This window comes from Parafilimonas sp., from assembly GCF_051953455.1.
Taxonomy (GTDB): Bacteria; Bacteroidota; Bacteroidia; order Chitinophagales; family Chitinophagaceae; genus Parafilimonas.
Genome location: NZ_JBQCIT010000053.1, coordinates 133,685 through 150,877, shown reverse-complemented (window position 1 = coordinate 150,877; position 17,193 = coordinate 133,685). Strand labels below are relative to the sequence as shown.

Annotated in this window: 15 protein-coding genes; 11 read left to right on the top strand and 4 right to left on the bottom strand. The window is 39.5% G+C overall.

Annotated elements, in window-relative coordinates; genetic code table 11:
• Positions 1 to 92 precede the first annotated feature (92 nt).
• The 3 genes from ACTHN6_RS19190 to ACTHN6_RS19180 are packed head-to-tail and all read right to left on the bottom strand — an operon-like array spanning position 93 to position 3,157.
• Positions 93 to 1,196, bottom strand: a complete 1,104-nt coding sequence (locus ACTHN6_RS19190) for an HlyD family secretion protein (RefSeq protein WP_440437396.1) — start codon at positions 1,194 to 1,196, stop codon at positions 93 to 95.
• A gap of 26 nt (positions 1,197 to 1,222) precedes the next feature.
• Positions 1,223 to 2,539, bottom strand: a complete 1,317-nt coding sequence (locus ACTHN6_RS19185) for a TolC family protein (RefSeq protein ID WP_440437395.1) — start codon at positions 2,537 to 2,539, stop codon at positions 1,223 to 1,225.
• Positions 2,540 to 2,584: 45 nt separating this feature from the next.
• Positions 2,585 to 3,157 (bottom strand): TetR/AcrR family transcriptional regulator, encoded by a 573-nt coding sequence (locus ACTHN6_RS19180; protein ID WP_440437394.1) that lies wholly within the window; start codon positions 3,155 to 3,157, stop codon positions 2,585 to 2,587.
• A gap of 127 nt (positions 3,158 to 3,284) precedes the next feature.
• On the opposite strand from ACTHN6_RS19180, the gene prmA reads away from it, so the two are divergent.
• The 11 genes from prmA to ACTHN6_RS19125 all read left to right on the top strand — a co-directional run bounded on the left by prmA (position 3,285) and on the right by ACTHN6_RS19125 (position 15,846).
• Positions 3,285 to 4,115 carry a 50S ribosomal protein L11 methyltransferase gene (gene prmA, locus ACTHN6_RS19175; RefSeq protein WP_440437393.1) on the top strand — a complete coding sequence of 277 codons (831 nt, stop codon included), beginning with the start codon at positions 3,285 to 3,287 and terminating at the stop codon, positions 4,113 to 4,115.
• A 245-nt stretch (positions 4,116 to 4,360) separates the two neighbouring features.
• On the top strand, positions 4,361 to 4,867 hold the full coding sequence (locus ACTHN6_RS19170) for a hypothetical protein (protein WP_440437392.1): 507 nt from the start codon (positions 4,361 to 4,363) through the stop codon (positions 4,865 to 4,867).
• A gap of 141 nt (positions 4,868 to 5,008) precedes the next feature.
• Positions 5,009 to 5,656: a DUF47 domain-containing protein gene (locus ACTHN6_RS19165; protein WP_440437391.1), complete on the top strand. Its 648-nt coding sequence runs from the start codon at positions 5,009 to 5,011 to the stop codon at positions 5,654 to 5,656.
• Between the two features lie 27 nt (positions 5,657 to 5,683).
• A complete protein-coding gene (locus tag ACTHN6_RS19160; protein WP_440437390.1) occupies positions 5,684 to 6,823 on the top strand; it encodes an anion permease in 1,140 nt (379 codons plus the stop codon).
• Between the two features lie 30 nt (positions 6,824 to 6,853).
• On the top strand, positions 6,854 to 7,909 hold the full coding sequence (galE, locus tag ACTHN6_RS19155; protein ID WP_440437389.1) for a UDP-glucose 4-epimerase GalE: 1,056 nt from the start codon (positions 6,854 to 6,856) through the stop codon (positions 7,907 to 7,909).
• An 81-nt stretch (positions 7,910 to 7,990) separates the two neighbouring features.
• Positions 7,991 to 8,536, top strand: coding sequence for an RNA polymerase sigma factor (locus ACTHN6_RS19150; RefSeq protein WP_440437388.1), 546 nt, complete (start codon positions 7,991 to 7,993; stop codon positions 8,534 to 8,536).
• Between the two features lie 33 nt (positions 8,537 to 8,569).
• A complete protein-coding gene (locus ACTHN6_RS19145; RefSeq protein WP_440437387.1) occupies positions 8,570 to 9,421 on the top strand; it encodes a hypothetical protein in 852 nt (283 codons plus the stop codon).
• An 11-nt stretch (positions 9,422 to 9,432) separates the two neighbouring features.
• Positions 9,433 to 9,930 (top strand): hypothetical protein, encoded by a 498-nt coding sequence (locus tag ACTHN6_RS19140; protein ID WP_440437386.1) that lies wholly within the window; start codon positions 9,433 to 9,435, stop codon positions 9,928 to 9,930.
• A 410-nt stretch (positions 9,931 to 10,340) separates the two neighbouring features.
• Positions 10,341 to 14,144: a DNA-directed RNA polymerase subunit beta gene (gene rpoB, locus ACTHN6_RS19135; RefSeq protein WP_440437385.1), complete on the top strand. Its 3,804-nt coding sequence runs from the start codon at positions 10,341 to 10,343 to the stop codon at positions 14,142 to 14,144.
• Positions 14,145 to 14,230: 86 nt separating this feature from the next.
• Positions 14,231 to 15,328, top strand: a complete 1,098-nt coding sequence (locus ACTHN6_RS19130; protein ID WP_440437384.1) for a hypothetical protein — start codon at positions 14,231 to 14,233, stop codon at positions 15,326 to 15,328.
• Positions 15,329 to 15,348: 20 nt separating this feature from the next.
• Positions 15,349 to 15,846, top strand: a complete 498-nt coding sequence (locus tag ACTHN6_RS19125; protein WP_440437383.1) for a DUF4268 domain-containing protein — start codon at positions 15,349 to 15,351, stop codon at positions 15,844 to 15,846.
• Between the two features lie 116 nt (positions 15,847 to 15,962).
• Here the strand turns inward: ACTHN6_RS19125 and ACTHN6_RS19120 are convergent, their stop codons facing one another.
• On the bottom strand, positions 15,963 to 17,138 hold the full coding sequence (locus tag ACTHN6_RS19120; RefSeq protein WP_440437382.1) for a thiolase family protein: 1,176 nt from the start codon (positions 17,136 to 17,138) through the stop codon (positions 15,963 to 15,965).
• Positions 17,139 to 17,193 lie beyond the last annotated feature (55 nt).

Genomic DNA, 17,193 nt, shown 5'->3' with positions numbered 1-17,193 from the left:
GTTACACCTTGTGTGGTGATGAATGCAGTCAATAAATAAAATTTTCAAAGAATCCTGCTGATAATTTAATCCTGTAAATCCCCGTCCAGCTATTAATCCAAATGCACATCTACATATACATTCATACCAGCTTTCAATTGCTTTACCAATGAATCCTGCGGGTTAGTGAATTCAATTCTAACCGGTAAACGCTGAACTGTTTTTACAAAGTTTCCGCTGGCGTTATCCGGCGGCAACAAAGCAAAGCGCGAACCCGTTGCGGGTGAGAACGAAGCAAGCTTTGCTTCAAACTCATGGCCCGGAAGCGCATCTGCTTCTATAATAACTTTCTGCCCGATTTTAAGGTCGTCAAACTGTGTTTCTTTAAAGTTGGCAACTACCCAAATATCATTATCCTGTACAATGCTGAAAGTGGCCTGGCCGGCTGAAAGAAACTGGCCCTCCTGCACATTCACTTTGGAAATAATGCCATCAGCAGGCGCGGTGATAACGGTGTAGGAAAGATTAAGCTTTGCATCATCCACATCCACCTGACGTTGTTTGATGGTTGAGCTGGCAAGCCCTATCTGTGTTGATGTAGCATTGCTTTGTGAGCTAATTGCATTGGTTTGCCTTGCGGCCTGTGCTTTCTGCTGCTGTAATACGAGCAATTGTTTTTCTGCTGTTTCTTTTGCAGCCAGCACTTGCTCATATTGTTGCTGCGTTACCGAATGATCTCTTATAAGATTGGCATATCGGTTATAATCCTGCGTGGTGCGCCATACATTTACTTTGGCTGCTTCTATTTGCGCATCCACTGCGCCTATTGCAGCCTGCGATGTAGCAATATTTGCGGCGGAGGCATTTGTGCTTGCTTTTGCTGATGTAAGGTTACTTTCAGCAGTAGTTAAGGCAGCTTCTGCCTGTTCCAGTTTGAGTTTAAAATCACGGTCGTCGAGCACAAGTAAGGTATCTCCTTTCTTTACGCGCTGGTTGTCTTTTATCCGCACCTCCGTTACATATCCTGAAATTTTTGGAATTACAGGATTAATGTGTGCCTCCACCTGTGCATCATCTGTTTCTTCATGGTGCAGGGAGTGTATGTATTTGCTTACACCAAAGCTGCCGCCAGCAAGCACCAGCAGTATAAGCACAATTAAAAATGCCTTACTTCTTTTTTTGGGAGCAGCGTTGCTGCCGGTTTCCTGTGTTGCCATAATTATATCAGTGTTGAATAGTTATCTTATTTAAGTAATCCTGCTGTTTGCTGTAATGTATAATAGTCAAGTGCTGCATCAGCCTTTGATACCTCAAGGTCGAGATTGGCGCGTAGCTGTTCAACGTTGGCATCAAGCAGGTCTGTTAATAAAAGCAGGCTGTTATCATATTTGTTTTTACTGATCCGGTAATTTTCATTTGCCTGCAACACTGCTTTATTATTTACTTCTATCTTTTTAATATCGGTTAAATATGTTTGATAAGCCTGGTTAATGGCTAGATGAATGTTATCCGTCATCATATCCCTGGTTATCTGCAATTGCTGCGCCTGGGCTTCAGCCTGCTGCACTTTTGATTTTGTTTTCCATAATGAGCCGATGTCATACTTCACGCCAAGACCAAACGTAACAGCATTGGTTATTGTAAGCAATTTTGGAACATGTGCAGCCACATAGCCGCCTGTTAAAGCAAGGCTCGGGTAATAATCGCCTTTGGCTATTTTCACGGCTGCATCTGCGGCTTTGCTGCGGTAATTGAGTGCCTGCACATCGTTACGGCCTGTGTCTGCAGATTGTTCATACGCTTCAATTGACTGCAGCCCAGTAGGGTTTGTTATGCCTGAAGAATCTACTATTAGTACAGTTGATTCAGGAAGGCCTAATAATATGTTCATATTAACGGTGGCAAGCTGTATGCTGTTCTGTGCATCCACAAGTGCCAGTTCAAAATTGGATGTTTGCAACTGTGCCCTGAGCATATCATTTCTTGCAAGCAAACCGTTTCTTTCAAGGCTTGCGAAATTGCTGTCGCGCAACCTTGATTGTTCAAGATTTTCTTCTACTACTTTCGCTGAAGCACTGGCTTTGTATAAATTGATATAGGCCGCAATTATATTAAGCGTTACTGCTTCCTTATCATGTTCGGCATCAAGCCTTGTGGCCTGTTCAAGATATTTTGCAGATTCAATGCCATACTTAATTTTTGAACCTGCATAAATGGGTAATGAAGCATTGGCTGATCCATATAATGCCTGTGAAATAGTTGGGGACGTAAAACCGCCGCTGCTATCGCTGCCAAAGCCTTTTAAATTAACGTTGGGCTTGGTTAATCGTAAATATGAGCCGCTTATGCTTGCATCAGGCAATCTTGCTTCTGCTGCCTGTTTTGTAGCTGCAACTGCCTCATCAATTTTTGACTGGCTTAGTTTTAACTGTTTGCTGTTTTTAATACCTAATTCAATAGCTTCATTTAAAGTAAGTGTTTTACTTTCCTGCGCATTTATTTTAATGAAAGAAAACAAAACAAGCACCAATGCCAGCCGTATATATTTTTTATGCTTCATATATTATATTAACAATGAATATAAATTCAGTTTAAATAAAAAAAATTACGCTTTAATGCCATCCCAGCATAATTGAAAATTCAGGTCTATTACTTCGGGATTAAGTTTTTTATTATAATAATTTACCCTCCTGGATATTTCGTTGATGCTTCCAATCATAAAAGCGGTGAGCCAGAAATTATCAACATCTTTTACGAGGTGTTCTTTTTTTCCGCGGGCTAATAGTTCTTTTAAAGGTTCAAACATTTTTTTAGCTTCAACTTTTATCTGTTCATCTATATAAGGGGAATGAAAAGCCTGTTCTATAAAAAGGCTTTCTTCAAACCGTAAAAGCCTGTGGTGCAATATATTAAGCCAAATGGTATGAAACCCAACCTTAAAAGGTGCTTTGGCATCATAATTTTTAAAAAAGCTGCCTTGTGAATTTTTTATGCACTCGTGGAAAACGCTTGCAATTAATGTTTCTTTATTCTGAAAATAAATATATAGTGTGCCCGTTGCAATTTTAGCTTCCTTAGCCACAGCCTGCATCGTTATGCCTGAAAGGCCTGTTGCTTTAACGAGTTTTAAGGTTGCCTTGTAAATGCGGGCTATTTTATTTTCATCTTTTAATTTCACGCTGCAAAATTAAATGAATTTATATTCATTTATAAAAATGTCTTCTAAGCATTTAACATTTTAGAATAAAACTTACGTTTGTTTTTGCACGGATATTCGTTTGAAATTTGGTAAAAACAATTTGGTTATGGATTATATTGAAATAAGCTTTAAAGCCTTATCCGAAGAACAAAAAGAAATATTAATTGCGTTGCTTTCTGAAATGCATTTTGAAGGCTTTGAAGAGCAGGCGCGCCAGTTAAAAGCATTTATTTCGCTTGATTTGTACGATGAAGAAATGTTACACACTCTCGCTGAAAAAATGCAATTAAATTATTCAGCAACCGAATTGCCCGATGTAAACTGGAACCACGTATGGGAGTCGAATTTTCAACCGGTGATAATTGGTGACTGCGCTTTAAGGGCTTCATTTCATCAACCCATAAAAAATATACAGTATGAAATTATTGTAACGCCAAAAATGAGTTTTGGCACCGGGCATCATGCCACTACGTTTATGATGATACAACAAATGCAGGCCATTGATTTTAAGGATACAATTGTTTTGGATTTTGGCACCGGCACCGGCATACTCGCTATTCTTGCATATAAGCTCGGTGCAGCAAAAATTGTTGCCATTGATAACGACAGTTTCAGTATAGAAAATGCAGCAGAGAATTTTATTAATAACAACATTGATGGCATAGAATTGAAAATGGCTGACAATGCAAATGCTGAAGGCGTGTTTGATATTATTCTTGCTAATATTACACGTAATATTATACAGGAGAATTTCCGGCTGTTTAATCTTCAACTGGCGCAAGGCGGGCTTCTTTTATTAAGCGGCCTTTTAAAAGAAGATGAAAAAATTATTACGGCAACTGCTGGCAGCGCAAAATTTGAATTGAAGCATAAACTTGAAAAAGATAACTGGATATGCTTGCTTTTTGCAAAAACCAATGAAGGGTATTTATTCTGACTGAGTGAAAATATTATATGAATGGGTTGCATATTTACGGCTGCTAATTTTTGAGAAAGTTGATATAACTTCGCACTTGTTTATTTGATTTTGCGGGTTTAGTTTTTTAATGTTATTATACTGAATAATGAGCCGGATAATTTTTTATATCCGGCTTATTTGTAAATTATGTTTTGCTAATTATGTTTTAAGAAACCGTAATTAGCAGTGATAAAAAAGAAGAAAAACCCTGCCTAACAAGAAAAATGATGAAACTTACCATATATCGCATATTGAGCTTTTTGCTGTTGCCGATGGCTATTTTGTTTTCTATAGCAATATTGTTGTTAATCCGGGCCGCATTTGCCAACCCTGCTATGCTTCTTCCGCTTTTTCTAATTGCCTGTATTGCCATTTACACATTCGCTTCGCTTAATTTTTTAATAAGAGGCTTTGATGGCAAAAAATTTCTGGGAAAATCATCTAAGGACTGGCTTAGGGTAAATGCAATTGCCAGCACTGTATTTTCTTTATTAATGATAACACAGTGTACAATTTTTTTAATGCATCCGGAAATGCTGCAACAAATTACAGCTCAGGCTAAGGAGAATGCAGGTGCTGAATTTAAAATGAATAAAGCTGACTTTGAGAATTACATCAGGATAACATCTTATTTCTTTCTCGTGTATGCAATTGTTTTATTTATACACATAATGTTGAGTTTTCAGTATTTAAAAAAATACGCATATCTTTTTCAGAACGAAAAAAAATAAAAAATATCCCTTTTATAAAATTGCCGGATTTTAAGTTTTGTGGCGAATGTGTATTAATTTGCTAATGTTAAGAAATTATTACCAATTCAAATATTGCGGACAGGATGATATGTATTCCTTCATTTTTGCAAAAACTGAGCTATGGCATTTAATTCCTTCATGAAAATTTTTCAGCCTAAGGACAGGATTTTTTATTCACTTTTTGAAGAAGTTGTTGATACGGTTTATGAAATGAGCGAGCTGTTGAAGAAACTTATTATTGAAAGAGAACGGGATAAGCGGTTTGCGATATTAAGTGAAATTGAAAATGCAGAGCATAAAAACGATGACATTACACATCGTGTTTATACAGAGCTCGGCAGAACATTTATAACTCCTTTTGACCGGGAAGACATCCATTTTTTAGCCACCGCACTTGACGATGTTGCCGATTACATTTACGCTTCAGCAAAGCGTATGACATTCTATAATATAACAAACGACGATGAAGGCATAATTAAACTGGCCAACCTTATTTCGTTTGGCGTGCAGGAATTAAAAACCGCTGTGCGGGGTTTACGAAATATGCGGGACCTGCAGGCTATGACAACAGCATTGGTTAAAATAAACAGCATAGAAAACCAGGCAGATGATATTTATGATTTGAGCGTTGAGCGTCTTTTCGATCTTGAACAGGATATAAAAATGCTTATAAAGAAAAGGGAAGTTTATCATGCTATGGAAACTGCAACTGATAAATGTGAAGATGCAGGCAATGCGATAGAAACCATCATTATCAAGTATTCTTAGCCATTTAAACGAAACTTATCCTATCGCATGTCTACATTATTAATTGTAATTATAATTCTTGCAGTAGTATTTGATTATATTAACGGGTTTCACGATGCGGCAAATTCCATTGCCACCATTGTATCCACCAAAGTGCTCACACCATTTCAGGCTGTGATATGGGCAGCATTTTTCAACTTTGTTGCCTATTTTATTTTTCGCGATCATGAAGTGGCTAACACCGTAGCAAAAACTGTAAATAGCGGCTCTTACGATTCAACGGTAGTACTGGCAGGTGTTATCGCATCTATTATATGGAATTTGCTTACCTGGTGGTATGGTATTCCCTCATCCTCATCCCACACATTAATCGGGGGGTTTGCCGGTGCTGCCATTGCCCATTCAGGTTTTGACAGCATTAACTGGTCGCTAAACGGTGGTATCAGCCTTACTATACTTTTTATTTTATTGGCGCCTGTAATTGGTATGGTTATTTCCATGTTTATAACGCTGGTAACCATACAAAGAAACTTCTGGCTTAAAATAACGATAATCGTTGCTACCTTAACAGTCTGCCTTGTCTTCATTGACTTTAAAAAGCCTTTTGAATTTTGGGGGTTATTGGCATTGGGCATTATTTTTCTTGCATCTTATTTTTATAATTATTTCAGGGGTGAAACCGCTGCCAGAACCACCAATATGTACAAACGGCTGCAATTGGTTTCTTCTGCCACTTTCAGTATTGGGCATGGCGGAAGTGATGCGCAAAAAGTTATTGGGATTATAGGAGCCGCCATGGTAGCTGAAAATGTAATTCCTGATATTAGCCAGATACCTTCATGGGTGCCTTTTATGTGTTATACGGCAATTGGCCTTGGCACCATGAGCGGTGGATGGAGAATTGTGAAAACAATGGGATCACGAATTACAAAAGTTACCCCGCTGGAAGGTGTAATGGCTGAAACTGCCGGCGCTATTACTTTATTTACGGCAGCCAATCTCGGGGCGCCTGTAAGTACCACGCATACAATTGCGGGCTCCATAGTAGGTGTTGGCGCCACCAAACGTTTAAGTGCCGTTCGCTGGGGTATAACTATAAACCTCGTCTGGGCCTGGATATTAACCATACCTGTAAGTGCACTGTTAGCGGCAGGATTATATTGGTTCTTCCATCTCTTTTCTGCTTAGTTTCCTTATTTTGCAACCATATTTTTTACTATGAAAAAAATACTGGTTACTGGAGGTTGCGGCTATATTGGTGCGCATACCGTGGTTGATTTACTGGAAAATGGCTATGAAGTAATTTCAATTGACGATAATTCACGTTCGGGTACTTACCTGCTTGATGGCATTGAAAAAATTACGGGCAGAAACATCAAAAATTATAATGTTGACCTTAAAAATTTTGATGAAACCCGTGCTGTTTTCCAGGAAAATGAAGATATACAGGGCATTATACATTTTGCAGCCTATAAAGCAGTTGGCGAAAGCGTTGCAGAACCATTAATGTATTATGAAAATAACCTGTTTTCTCTCGTAAATATCCTTAAATGTGCAAAGGAATTTAATATTCCGAATTTTGTGTTCTCTTCTTCCTGCACTGTATATGGAAACCCTGATAAAATACCAGTTACAGAATCTTCCCCCACCAAAAAAGCAGAATCTCCCTACGGCGCTACCAAGCAAATGGGTGAAACGATTGTTGAAGATTTTTCAAAAGTGCAGGCCTGCAATACCATATTGCTGCGTTATTTTAACCCGGTTGGTGCTCATCCTTCCATACAGATTGGCGAACTGCCTTTGGGAAGACCGCAGAATCTCGTTCCGGCCATTACACAATGTGCTATCGGTAAAATCCAGGAAATGACGGTTCATGGCTCAGATTACCCCACCCGTGATGGCAGTTGTGTCCGCGATTATATCCATGTTTGCGATATTGCCCATGCGCATACGCTTGCTTTGGAATTCCTCATCAATAAAAAGAATGAATCTGCCTGCGAGATCTTTAACCTGGGAAGCGGCAATGGCGTAACGGTGCTGGAAGCCATAGCAGCGTTTGAAAAAGTATCGGGCAGAAAGTTAAATTACAGGTTAGGCCCGAGAAGGCCTGGAGATGTGGTGGCTATTTATGCCAATAACGATCTTGCGAAATCAGCTTTGAACTGGGATATTACATATGATCTTGATGATATGATGCGTACTGCATGGGAATGGGAACTTAAGATTAAGGAAGATGAAGAGCTGATTAAAGCGCAAAATGCCGTTTTAAATTAATTAGCATTATTGTTATTAAACTTTTCAATTAAGGTATTATCAAAATAAACAGGTTAGATTTTTTATTTAAAATAACCCTGCATGCAAATTGAAGATAGGGATTTGTTACATCAGTTCAGGCAGCCGGATACAAAGGAAAGGGCATTTACAGCTATTATTAAAAAGTATCAGGAGAAATTATACTGGCATGTGCGCAGAATGGTAATAGATCATGATGATGCCAATGATGTGCTGCAAAACGTTTTTATAAAGGTGTGGAATGGCCTCGAAAATTTCAGGGAAGACAGCCAGCTTTATACATGGTTATATCGCATAGCAACTAATGAAAGCCTTACATTTCTTGAACAGCAGAAGAAAAAAAGTGCCGTCAGCCTCAGCGCTGTCGAAAGCGGGCTGGCCAATAAGGTTGTGGCTGATAAAAACTTTGACGCCAACCGCCTGGAATGGAAACTTCAATTGGCTATACAGCAATTGCCTGAAAAACAAAGACTTGTTTTTAATTTAAGATATTATGATGAAATGCCTTACGAGGAAATGAGCCGGATTTTAGAAACCAGCGAAGGTGCTTTGAAGGCGAGTTATCATCATGCAGTAAAAAAAATAGAGGAATTCATTAAAAATAATTAAACGGTTTAGCTATACAGGGGTCAAAAAAAAGTGATGCAGACAAATATTAATATATTGAATGAATTAAGAGAAGCCGGTGCTGCAACATTGATACAGGCAAACAACAAAAATTATTATTCGGTGCCGGAAGATTATTTTAGAAATCTTTCTTCCCATGCAATAGCTAATGTTTTTGTAAGCCAATTACCAGCAACTACTCCTTATGCCGCGCCTGAAAATTATTTTAAGAATTTTTCCGATATAGTTCTCGATAAAATAAATGCTCCTTCTCTGCAGTTACAAGGCCGCAAAGGAGGGGTTTTTGCAGTTCCCGGCGGATACTTTGATGAATTTGCAAACAATGTTATTGAAAGAATAAAAGCTGAAAAAAAGAATAATGTAAGGCAAGAGCTGGAAGAAATCGCTCCTTTATTAAATACCATATCAAAGGAAAATGTGTATTCGCTGCCCGCAAAATATTTTGATGAGCTTACTCCTTTAAGCCATGCTCGTAAAAACGAGCCATCAGCCAAAGTAATTTCTATTGGCAGCAAATCCCACAGATGGATAAATTATGCGGCTGCAGCCTGCATAGGCGCTGTTTTATTTGCAGGCGGATATTTTTTTATTTCAGGTAATAATACAAAACCTGTACAAACCACGCAGCCTGTTGCTGCAACAGTAAAAGCCAATATCCAGCAGCAATTGGCAGATATAAGCGATTCCGAAATTGAATCATACCTTAATGAAAACAGCAGTATGGCTGTTTTTACGGGTGTAGGTGCAGATTATCAGCCTCAAAATCAAAATACAGACATACAGATCCTTATAAAAGATATACCTGACGATGAAATACAGCAGTATTTAAATGAAGGAGAGAGTTTAAAAAAAGAGGAAGGTATATAAAGATGAGAATCATGAAAAAAAATTTTACATTATTGTTGTTTTTATGCTTTCATAGTTATTTTTGTCTTGCGCAGTCTTCTGATAGAGATGATAATAACAGGGTGGAAGTGGTAAAGATGGGTTATATGACCCGCGAATTAAATCTCACACCGCAGGAAGCGCAAAGTTTTTGGCCCGTATATAATAACTATGTTAGCGAGATCAGGCAGGCAAGAAGCCGGTACCCTGATGATGAAGTTGCATTCGAAAAGAAGGTTGTTGAAATCAAGGAGCGTTATAAAGGAAACTTTAAAAAAGTTTTGGGAAACAATAGTCAGCGTGTAAATAAAGTTTACACTACTGATAAGCAGTTTAACAACGCCCTGCGAAATGAGCTTAGAAACCGCCAGCAAAAGCAATCACAAGGTAAACCGGCTCAAAATCAGGTACAACGCCCAAAAAAGGAAAATAATTCCAGCAGTAAGCCAAATAAGCAGAGTAGTAAACGAAAACCCAATCAGCGGTTTTAATCATATTTAACTAGGTGTTTTTCATAGGTTAGCAACGGCCAGCTCTTTTTAGGGCAGGCCTTTTTTGTAAATATTTACTGTATTATGGTGCTTCCAGCTAAAACAACGCTTCTGTATCCTAAGTATAAGTTGGAGAGATAAATTTTGCTTTAAGATTAAGTGGAGGTTAACTTCAAAAGTTTTAATTGCCTTAAATGAATTTTTAATTATAATTTTTTTAACTTCGCGCATTCATTCCACATTTAAAATTTTACTTTCATTTTCAGTATTATACTTACCTTTGCCGTCCTTTTATTTGGGCGGTTGGCTAAAAGCGGCAGTAAGGTTAATTAATTGTTTGCTTTTTAATGCCTTAAGAACCCGTAAGTTCTGTCCCATTTTATTTTTCCGGAAAAACTATCAATTAAGATATGTCATCAACTAAATTGCAAAACAGAGTCAGCTTTGGTAAAACAAAAAACCTTGCTGGGTCTCCCGATTTATTAGATATTCAATTAGAGTCATTCAGAGATTTTTTCCAGTTAGAAACCACGCCTGATAAACGTAACAACGAAGGATTGTTCAAAGTGTTTAAGGAAAATTTTCCTATCACTGACACCCGCAACATCTTCGTGCTGGAATTCCTGGACTATTTTATCGATCCGCCACGTTATACCATCGAAGAGTGTATGGAACGTGGCCTCACCTATGCTGTTCCGCTTAAAGCAAAGCTGCGTTTAAGCTGTAACGATGAAGAGCACGTTGACTTCCAGACCATCGTTCAGGATGTGTTTCTTGGAAATATTCCTTATATGACGCCCCGCGGCACATTTGTTATCAATGGTGCTGAGCGCGTGGTGGTTTCCCAGCTGCACCGTTCACCCGGTGTATTCTTCGGCCAGTCTGTTCACCCCAACGGTACAAAAATTTACTCTGCAAGGGTAATCCCGTTTAAAGGTGCCTGGATGGAATTTGCTACAGACATTAACAATGTAATGTATGCTTATATCGACCGTAAGAAGAAATTCCCGGTTACAACTTTATTGCGTTCTATTGGTTATGAAACCGATAAAGACATTCTCGAACTTTTCGGAATGGCCGACGAAGTAAAGGCTGATAAGAAAACTTTACAGGCTTATGTTGGTAAAAAACTGGCAGCCCGTGTATTAAGGACCTGGGTAGAAGATTTTGTGGATGAAGATACCGGTGAAGTGGTTTCCATTGAACGTAACGAAATTGTGATGGAACGCGATACCGTGCTGGATGAAGATGCCATTGAAATGATTGCTGAACTCGACGTTAAAAGCATTTTTATTCAGAAAGAAGACGTGGGCGGCGATTACGCAATTATATATAATACCTTAAATAAAGATACCTCTAACAGTGAACTGGAAGCCGTTCAGCATATTTACCGCCAGTTGCGCGGCGCTGACGCTCCGGACAATGAAACAGCTCGTGGTATTATTGATAAATTATTCTTCAGCGATAAGCGTTACGATCTTGGTGAAGTTGGCCGTTACAAAATCAATCGTAAGCTTGATGTAACCACCAAACTTGAAACCAAGGTTTTAACCCGTGAAGACATTATCGAGATCATTAAATACCTGGTTCGCCTAACTAATGCGAAAGCAGAAATTGATGATATTGATCACCTGAGCAACCGTCGCGTACGTACCGTAGGCGAGCAATTATATGCTCAGTTTGGCGTGGGTTTGGCCCGTATGGCACGTACCATTCGTGAAAGAATGAACGTACGTGATAATGAAGTATTTACTCCAGTTGATTTGATCAATGCAAGAACGCTTTCTTCGGTTATCAACTCATTCTTCGGTACATCACAGTTATCACAGTTCCTCGATCAAACTAACCCGCTTTCAGAAATTACCCATAAACGCCGTATTTCCGCCCTCGGTCCCGGTGGTTTAAGCCGTGAGCGTGCAGGCTTTGAAGTTCGTGACGTACACTACTCGCATTATGGCCGTTTGTGTACAATTGAAACTCCGGAAGGACCGAACATCGGTTTGATTTCTACGCTCTGTGTGCATGCGCGCATAAATGAAATGGGCTTTATTGAAACCCCTTACCATAAAGTAAATGATGGTAAAGTGGATATGAAAAAGCTCACTTACCTGAGCGCCGAAGAAGAAGATACTGCCAAGATTGCACAGAATAATGTACCCCTTGATGATAAAGGAAATTTTGTTGAAGACAGGATTGCAAGCCGTCAAACAGGTGATTTCCCTATTCTTGAAAAAGAAGAAGTTGAATATATGGATGTTGCACCAAACCAGATTGTTGGTCTAAGTGCTTCGCTGATTCCGTTCCTTGAACATGATGATGCCAACCGTGCATTGATGGGATCAAACATGCAGCGCCAGGCGGTTCCGTTGATCAATCCTGAAGCGCCAATTGTAGGTACGGGTTTGGAAGGCAAAGCCGCCCGTGATGCCCGTATCCAGATACATGCAGATGGTGATGGCGTGGTTGAATATGTTGATGCCAAAGAAATTCATGTTCGTTACAAACGTAATGATCTTGACAGGCTGGTAAGCTTTGAAGATGACCTGGTAAAATACCGGTTGACCAAATTCATCAAAACAAACCAGTCAACTTCCATTATTTTAAGGCCTGCTGTAAAGAAAGGCCAGGTAGTAAAAAACGGTGACTTTCTTACTGAAGGTTATGCTACAAAAGATGGGGAACTGGCGTTAGGCCGTAACCTGCAGGTAGCATTCATGCCGTGGAAAGGATACAATTTTGAGGATGCCATCGTTATAAACGAAAGAGTGGTTCGTGATGATATTTTCACTTCAATCCATATTGATGAGTTTGAACTGGAAGTACGCGATACCAAACTGGGTGAAGAAGAATTAACGCCTGATATTCCAAATGTTTCTGAAGAGGCTACAAAAGACCTTGATGAAAATGGTATTATCCGCATCGGCGCCCATGTGCGGGAAGGTGATATTTTAATCGGAAAGATTACACCCAAAGGTGAAAGTGATCCTACACCGGAAGAAAAACTGTTACGTGCCATCTTCGGTGATAAAGCCGGCGATGCTAAAGATGCTTCTTTAAAAGCGCCTAACGGAACAGAAGGTGTGGTGATTGATAAAAAGCTTTTCCAGCGCGCTAAAAAAGATAAAAATGGTAAAGTGCGTGAAAAAGCTTTGCTCGAAAAAGTAGAGAAAGTTCATGAGAAGAACGTTGACGATCAGAAAGAAGTGCTGCTGGAAAAACTGCAGACACTTTTGAAAGACAAGTCTTCTGCCGGTGTTACTAACAACTTTGGTGAAATGCTGGTTGGTAAAACAGCCAAATTCAATGCAAAGAATCTTGGTTCTATCGACTATCAGAATGTAAATCCATTGGGTTGGACTGGTGATGCAGATACAGATGAACTTATCAACCGCCTTTTGCACAATTATAATATAAAATACAACGAAGAGCTTGGCCGCTACAAACGCGAAAAGTTCAATATTTCTATAGGTGATGAATTGCCTGCAGGCGTATTGAAACTGGCTAAAGTTTACCTCGCTGTAAAACGTAAATTGAAAGTAGGAGATAAAATGGCGGGCCGCCATGGAAATAAAGGTATTGTTGCCAAAATCGTTCGCGATGAAGACATGCCGTTTATGGAAGATGGTACCCCGGTTGATATTGTGCTGAACCCGCTTGGCGTACCAAGCCGTATGAACCTCGGCCAGATTTATGAAACCATTTTAGGATGGGTTGGAAAGAAGATAGGCGCCAAATTTGCCACGCCGATATTCGACGGTGCCACAACCGATGAAATTGAGGAAAAATGTAAAGAGGCGGGTCTTCCGCCAATGGGCCATACTTACCTTTACGACGGGGAAACAGGTGAGCGTTTTCATCAGAAAGCCACAGTGGGTGTTATTTACATGCTTAAATTACACCACATGGTTGACGATAAGATGCACGCACGTTCCATCGGGCCTTACAGCTTAATTACACAGCAGCCGCTGGGTGGTAAAGCACAGTTTGGCGGCCAGCGTTTTGGTGAAATGGAGGTTTGGGCACTCGAAGCTTATGGTGCCGCCAATATTCTGCAGGAATTGCTCACTATCAAGTCTGATGATATTATTGGCCGTGCAAAAACCTACGAGGCAATTGTAAAAGGCGATAATATTACAAGGGCTGGTGTTCCTGAATCATTCAATGTATTGGTACATGAGTTACGCGGCTTAGGTTTGGATTTAAGGTTTGAATAAGTTTAAAACTTTTATATGCTTAAGGCTGTTTCTGAAAAGAAGCAGCCTTTTTTGTATTATTGCTTTTCTTAGCATAACCCTTAAACATGAACATTCTTTTGAGAGCTTTTTTAATATGCATTGTAAACTTGTTATCTGCAAGCTTATATTCTCAGGATATTAATATTTATAAAAGAGATAGGACCTTTATCAGCGCATCAGAAATTAAATTAATCGATATAAATACTAATGATGTAGCTCATAAGGATATTTTACCCTTCAAAAGTTTTGTTTTTATTGATGTGCGCGCAGATACAAGCTGTATCGGAACAAAAGTGAATAGAGCGGTACGAAACAAAAATAAGCGCTATGATAAAATAGCTTTATTGAATGGAACTGCAACAGCGCTCGGAGATTATATTAATACGCTGTTCTCACCCGGGCAGGACACAATGAATCTTGTTTGTTTTATAAAACAATTGCGGTTAACCGAGCTCGATACAGTTAAGAGGAATAGTAAAGGCCAAAACGGAGTATATCACAGGTTAAGGTTTTCGGTAGAATCCTATATTCAAAACAATAATACTTATTTCCCTGCCCTGCGCCTCGATACATCGATTACTTCATTTGATTTAAGAGGAAATGATTATAACATTCTATCTAACGTATTGCATATTTTGGTACAAAAAGCATCCTTACTCAATATAAAAAGATGTCTGGCAAAACATGCTTACAAATCGGATCAAATTCAGAATAGATATTCACAAAGATTTTACCTGCCTGTTTTAACAGATACGAAATTAAAAAAAGGAGTGTACAGATCTTTTGCTGAATTTATTAATAATAACCCTTCAGTTCCTGAATATGAATTTATTAAAGATAGAGTGGCTACTATATTATATACTAAAGACAACTCAGGAAAATTTGTGCCGGAGATGAGTGCAGTTGGTTTTTGCGATGGTAAAATAATCTGGTTAAATGTGAACAATACTTTGCGCCCCTTGATACGTCAACAAAACACATTTGCGTTTGTTTTTGAAAAGAATATTTCACAAAGCCGGCCACAAATTTATTCTATGGATATGAGTTCTGTCCAAGCTGCAAGTGTTTCTTTATTAGCGGCTGCATTATCGGAAATAATAGAAAACAACCAAACCCGAAGATTTGTATATGAACTTGATTTGGAAAGTGGGATTTGTTATTAGCGCGCATTCAGCTTTGCTGTATGTTTGAATATTTATGGAAATCTTATAACATCTTCATGTATTCAAAACAGCAGGCCGCTCAATTAAAACAACAGTTCTGGACAGCCTTGGGCCAGTATATGCAGCCTGTTCTATCTGCTGAAGGTGAACGGATAAACTGGATAAATTATAAAACCGGTGAGAAAGACATTTATTTCAGGATGCAGGCTGATAACAAAAAGGCTTTCATAGCAATTGAGTTAACACATAAAGATACCGGCCTCCAGGCTTTATATTTTGAGCAGTTTAAGCAATTGCGTTCCTTGCTGAATGAAGCATTAAATGAAGAATGGATATGGCAGTTACACACGCATGATGAACATGGCAAATACATCAGCCGTATTTATACTGAACTCAATGACGTAAGTATTTTTAAGCAGGAAGACTGGCCCCAACTCATTTCGTTCTTTAAACCCCGCATTACCGCATTGGATGAATTCTGGAGCACAGCAAAACACGTATTTGAAACATTGCGATAATTTACAAATCTATATAGCTTACATATTTGTATTGAACATTGAGTATTACACTGTTCCTGACTGCTAATTCAACCAGGATGGGAAATATGGAATATTGCAGATGCAGGAATCAGTGTTTACAAATTCTCAATAATGCCTGCAACACCCTGACCGCCGCCCACGCAGGCCGTAACCAGCCCGTATTTTTTATTGAGGCGTTTCATATCGTGCAATATCTGCACCGTTAATTTACAGCCGGTGCATCCCAAAGGATGCCCAAGTGCAATAGCGCCGCCATTTATATTTACAATATCCTGGTTTAATCCAAGCTCCCTTATTACGGCAAGTGATTGTGATGCAAACGCTTCATTCAGTTCAATCAAATCAATATCACTTAAATTCATGTTAGCCCGCTTCAAAACTTTTGGTACGGCTGCCACAGGGCCAATTCCCATAATCCGCGGATGCACGCCTGCCGAAACACAATTTTTTAAACGGCCCATTGGTTTCAGGCCTAATTCGTTCATCATTTTTTCGCCCATCACAATTACAAAAGCTGCACCGTCGCTGGTTTGAGAAGAGTTACCTGCGGTTACGCTGCCATTTTGCGCAAATGCCGGTTTAAGTTTAGCCAGCGCTTCCATGGTTGTATCGGCCCGAACGCCCTCATCTGTATCAACCGTATTCGTTTTTGTTTTGCGCTTGTTCTTTTCATCCACATATACCTGCTCAACATTAATGGGCAAAATGCCGCTCTTAAAATGACCTTCCTCAATTGCTTTCTTTGCTTTCTGGTGCGACCTGAGTGCGAATGCATCCTGGTCTTCACGGCTTACATTAAATTCTTTGGCAACCGCTTCTGCGGTTAAGCCCATGCCTAAATAATAATCCGGCTCATCTTTGGCTATGGAATAAGCAGGCACCGTTTTCCAGCCGGCGGTTGGCACCAGGCTCATACTTTCTGTACCACCGGCAATAATGCAATCGGCCATGCCTGTTCTTATTTTAGCGGTAGCGATGGCGATGGTTTCCAACCCGCTGGCGCAATAGCGGTTTACTGTGACGCCCGGCACTTCAATGCCCAACGCCCGTGCAGCAATGATACGCCCAAACTGTAAGCCCTGTTCAGCTTCCGGAACCGCGTTGCCGACAATTACATCATCAATACGCTGCGCTTCCAGTTGCGGAACGGCCGCCATCAATCCTTTTATTACATCAATAGCCAGGTCATCGGGCCTGTAAAATCTAAAACCGCCTCTTTTACTTTTTGTAACGGCTGTGCGATAACCAGCTATAATATAAGCTTCCTGCATAAAATACATTTGAGAATTCAAATGTAATAAAAGTTGTTTATGCAACTAAATACCT

Bases quoted from the DNA above. Each gene is read 5' to 3' on its own strand.
- ACTHN6_RS19190 (WP_440437396.1), bottom strand. From the start codon at position 1,196: ATGGCAACACAGGAAACCGGCAGCAACGCTGCTCCCAAAAAAAGAAGT.
- ACTHN6_RS19185 (WP_440437395.1), bottom strand. From the start codon at position 2,539: ATGAAGCATAAAAAATATATACGGCTGGCATTGGTGCTTGTTTTGTTT.
- prmA (WP_440437393.1), top strand. From the start codon at position 3,285: ATGGATTATATTGAAATAAGCTTTAAAGCCTTATCCGAAGAACAAAAA.
- ACTHN6_RS19170 (WP_440437392.1), top strand. From the start codon at position 4,361: ATGATGAAACTTACCATATATCGCATATTGAGCTTTTTGCTGTTGCCG.
- ACTHN6_RS19165 (WP_440437391.1), top strand. From the start codon at position 5,009: ATGGCATTTAATTCCTTCATGAAAATTTTTCAGCCTAAGGACAGGATT.
- ACTHN6_RS19160 (WP_440437390.1), top strand. From the start codon at position 5,684: ATGTCTACATTATTAATTGTAATTATAATTCTTGCAGTAGTATTTGAT.
- galE (WP_440437389.1), top strand. From the start codon at position 6,854: ATGAAAAAAATACTGGTTACTGGAGGTTGCGGCTATATTGGTGCGCAT.
- ACTHN6_RS19150 (WP_440437388.1), top strand. From the start codon at position 7,991: ATGCAAATTGAAGATAGGGATTTGTTACATCAGTTCAGGCAGCCGGAT.
- ACTHN6_RS19145 (WP_440437387.1), top strand. From the start codon at position 8,570: ATGCAGACAAATATTAATATATTGAATGAATTAAGAGAAGCCGGTGCT.
- ACTHN6_RS19140 (WP_440437386.1), top strand. From the start codon at position 9,433: ATGAAAAAAAATTTTACATTATTGTTGTTTTTATGCTTTCATAGTTAT.
- rpoB (WP_440437385.1), top strand. From the start codon at position 10,341: ATGTCATCAACTAAATTGCAAAACAGAGTCAGCTTTGGTAAAACAAAA.
- ACTHN6_RS19130 (WP_440437384.1), top strand. From the start codon at position 14,231: ATGAACATTCTTTTGAGAGCTTTTTTAATATGCATTGTAAACTTGTTA.
- ACTHN6_RS19125 (WP_440437383.1), top strand. From the start codon at position 15,349: ATGTTTGAATATTTATGGAAATCTTATAACATCTTCATGTATTCAAAA.
- ACTHN6_RS19120 (WP_440437382.1), bottom strand. From the start codon at position 17,138: ATGCAGGAAGCTTATATTATAGCTGGTTATCGCACAGCCGTTACAAAA.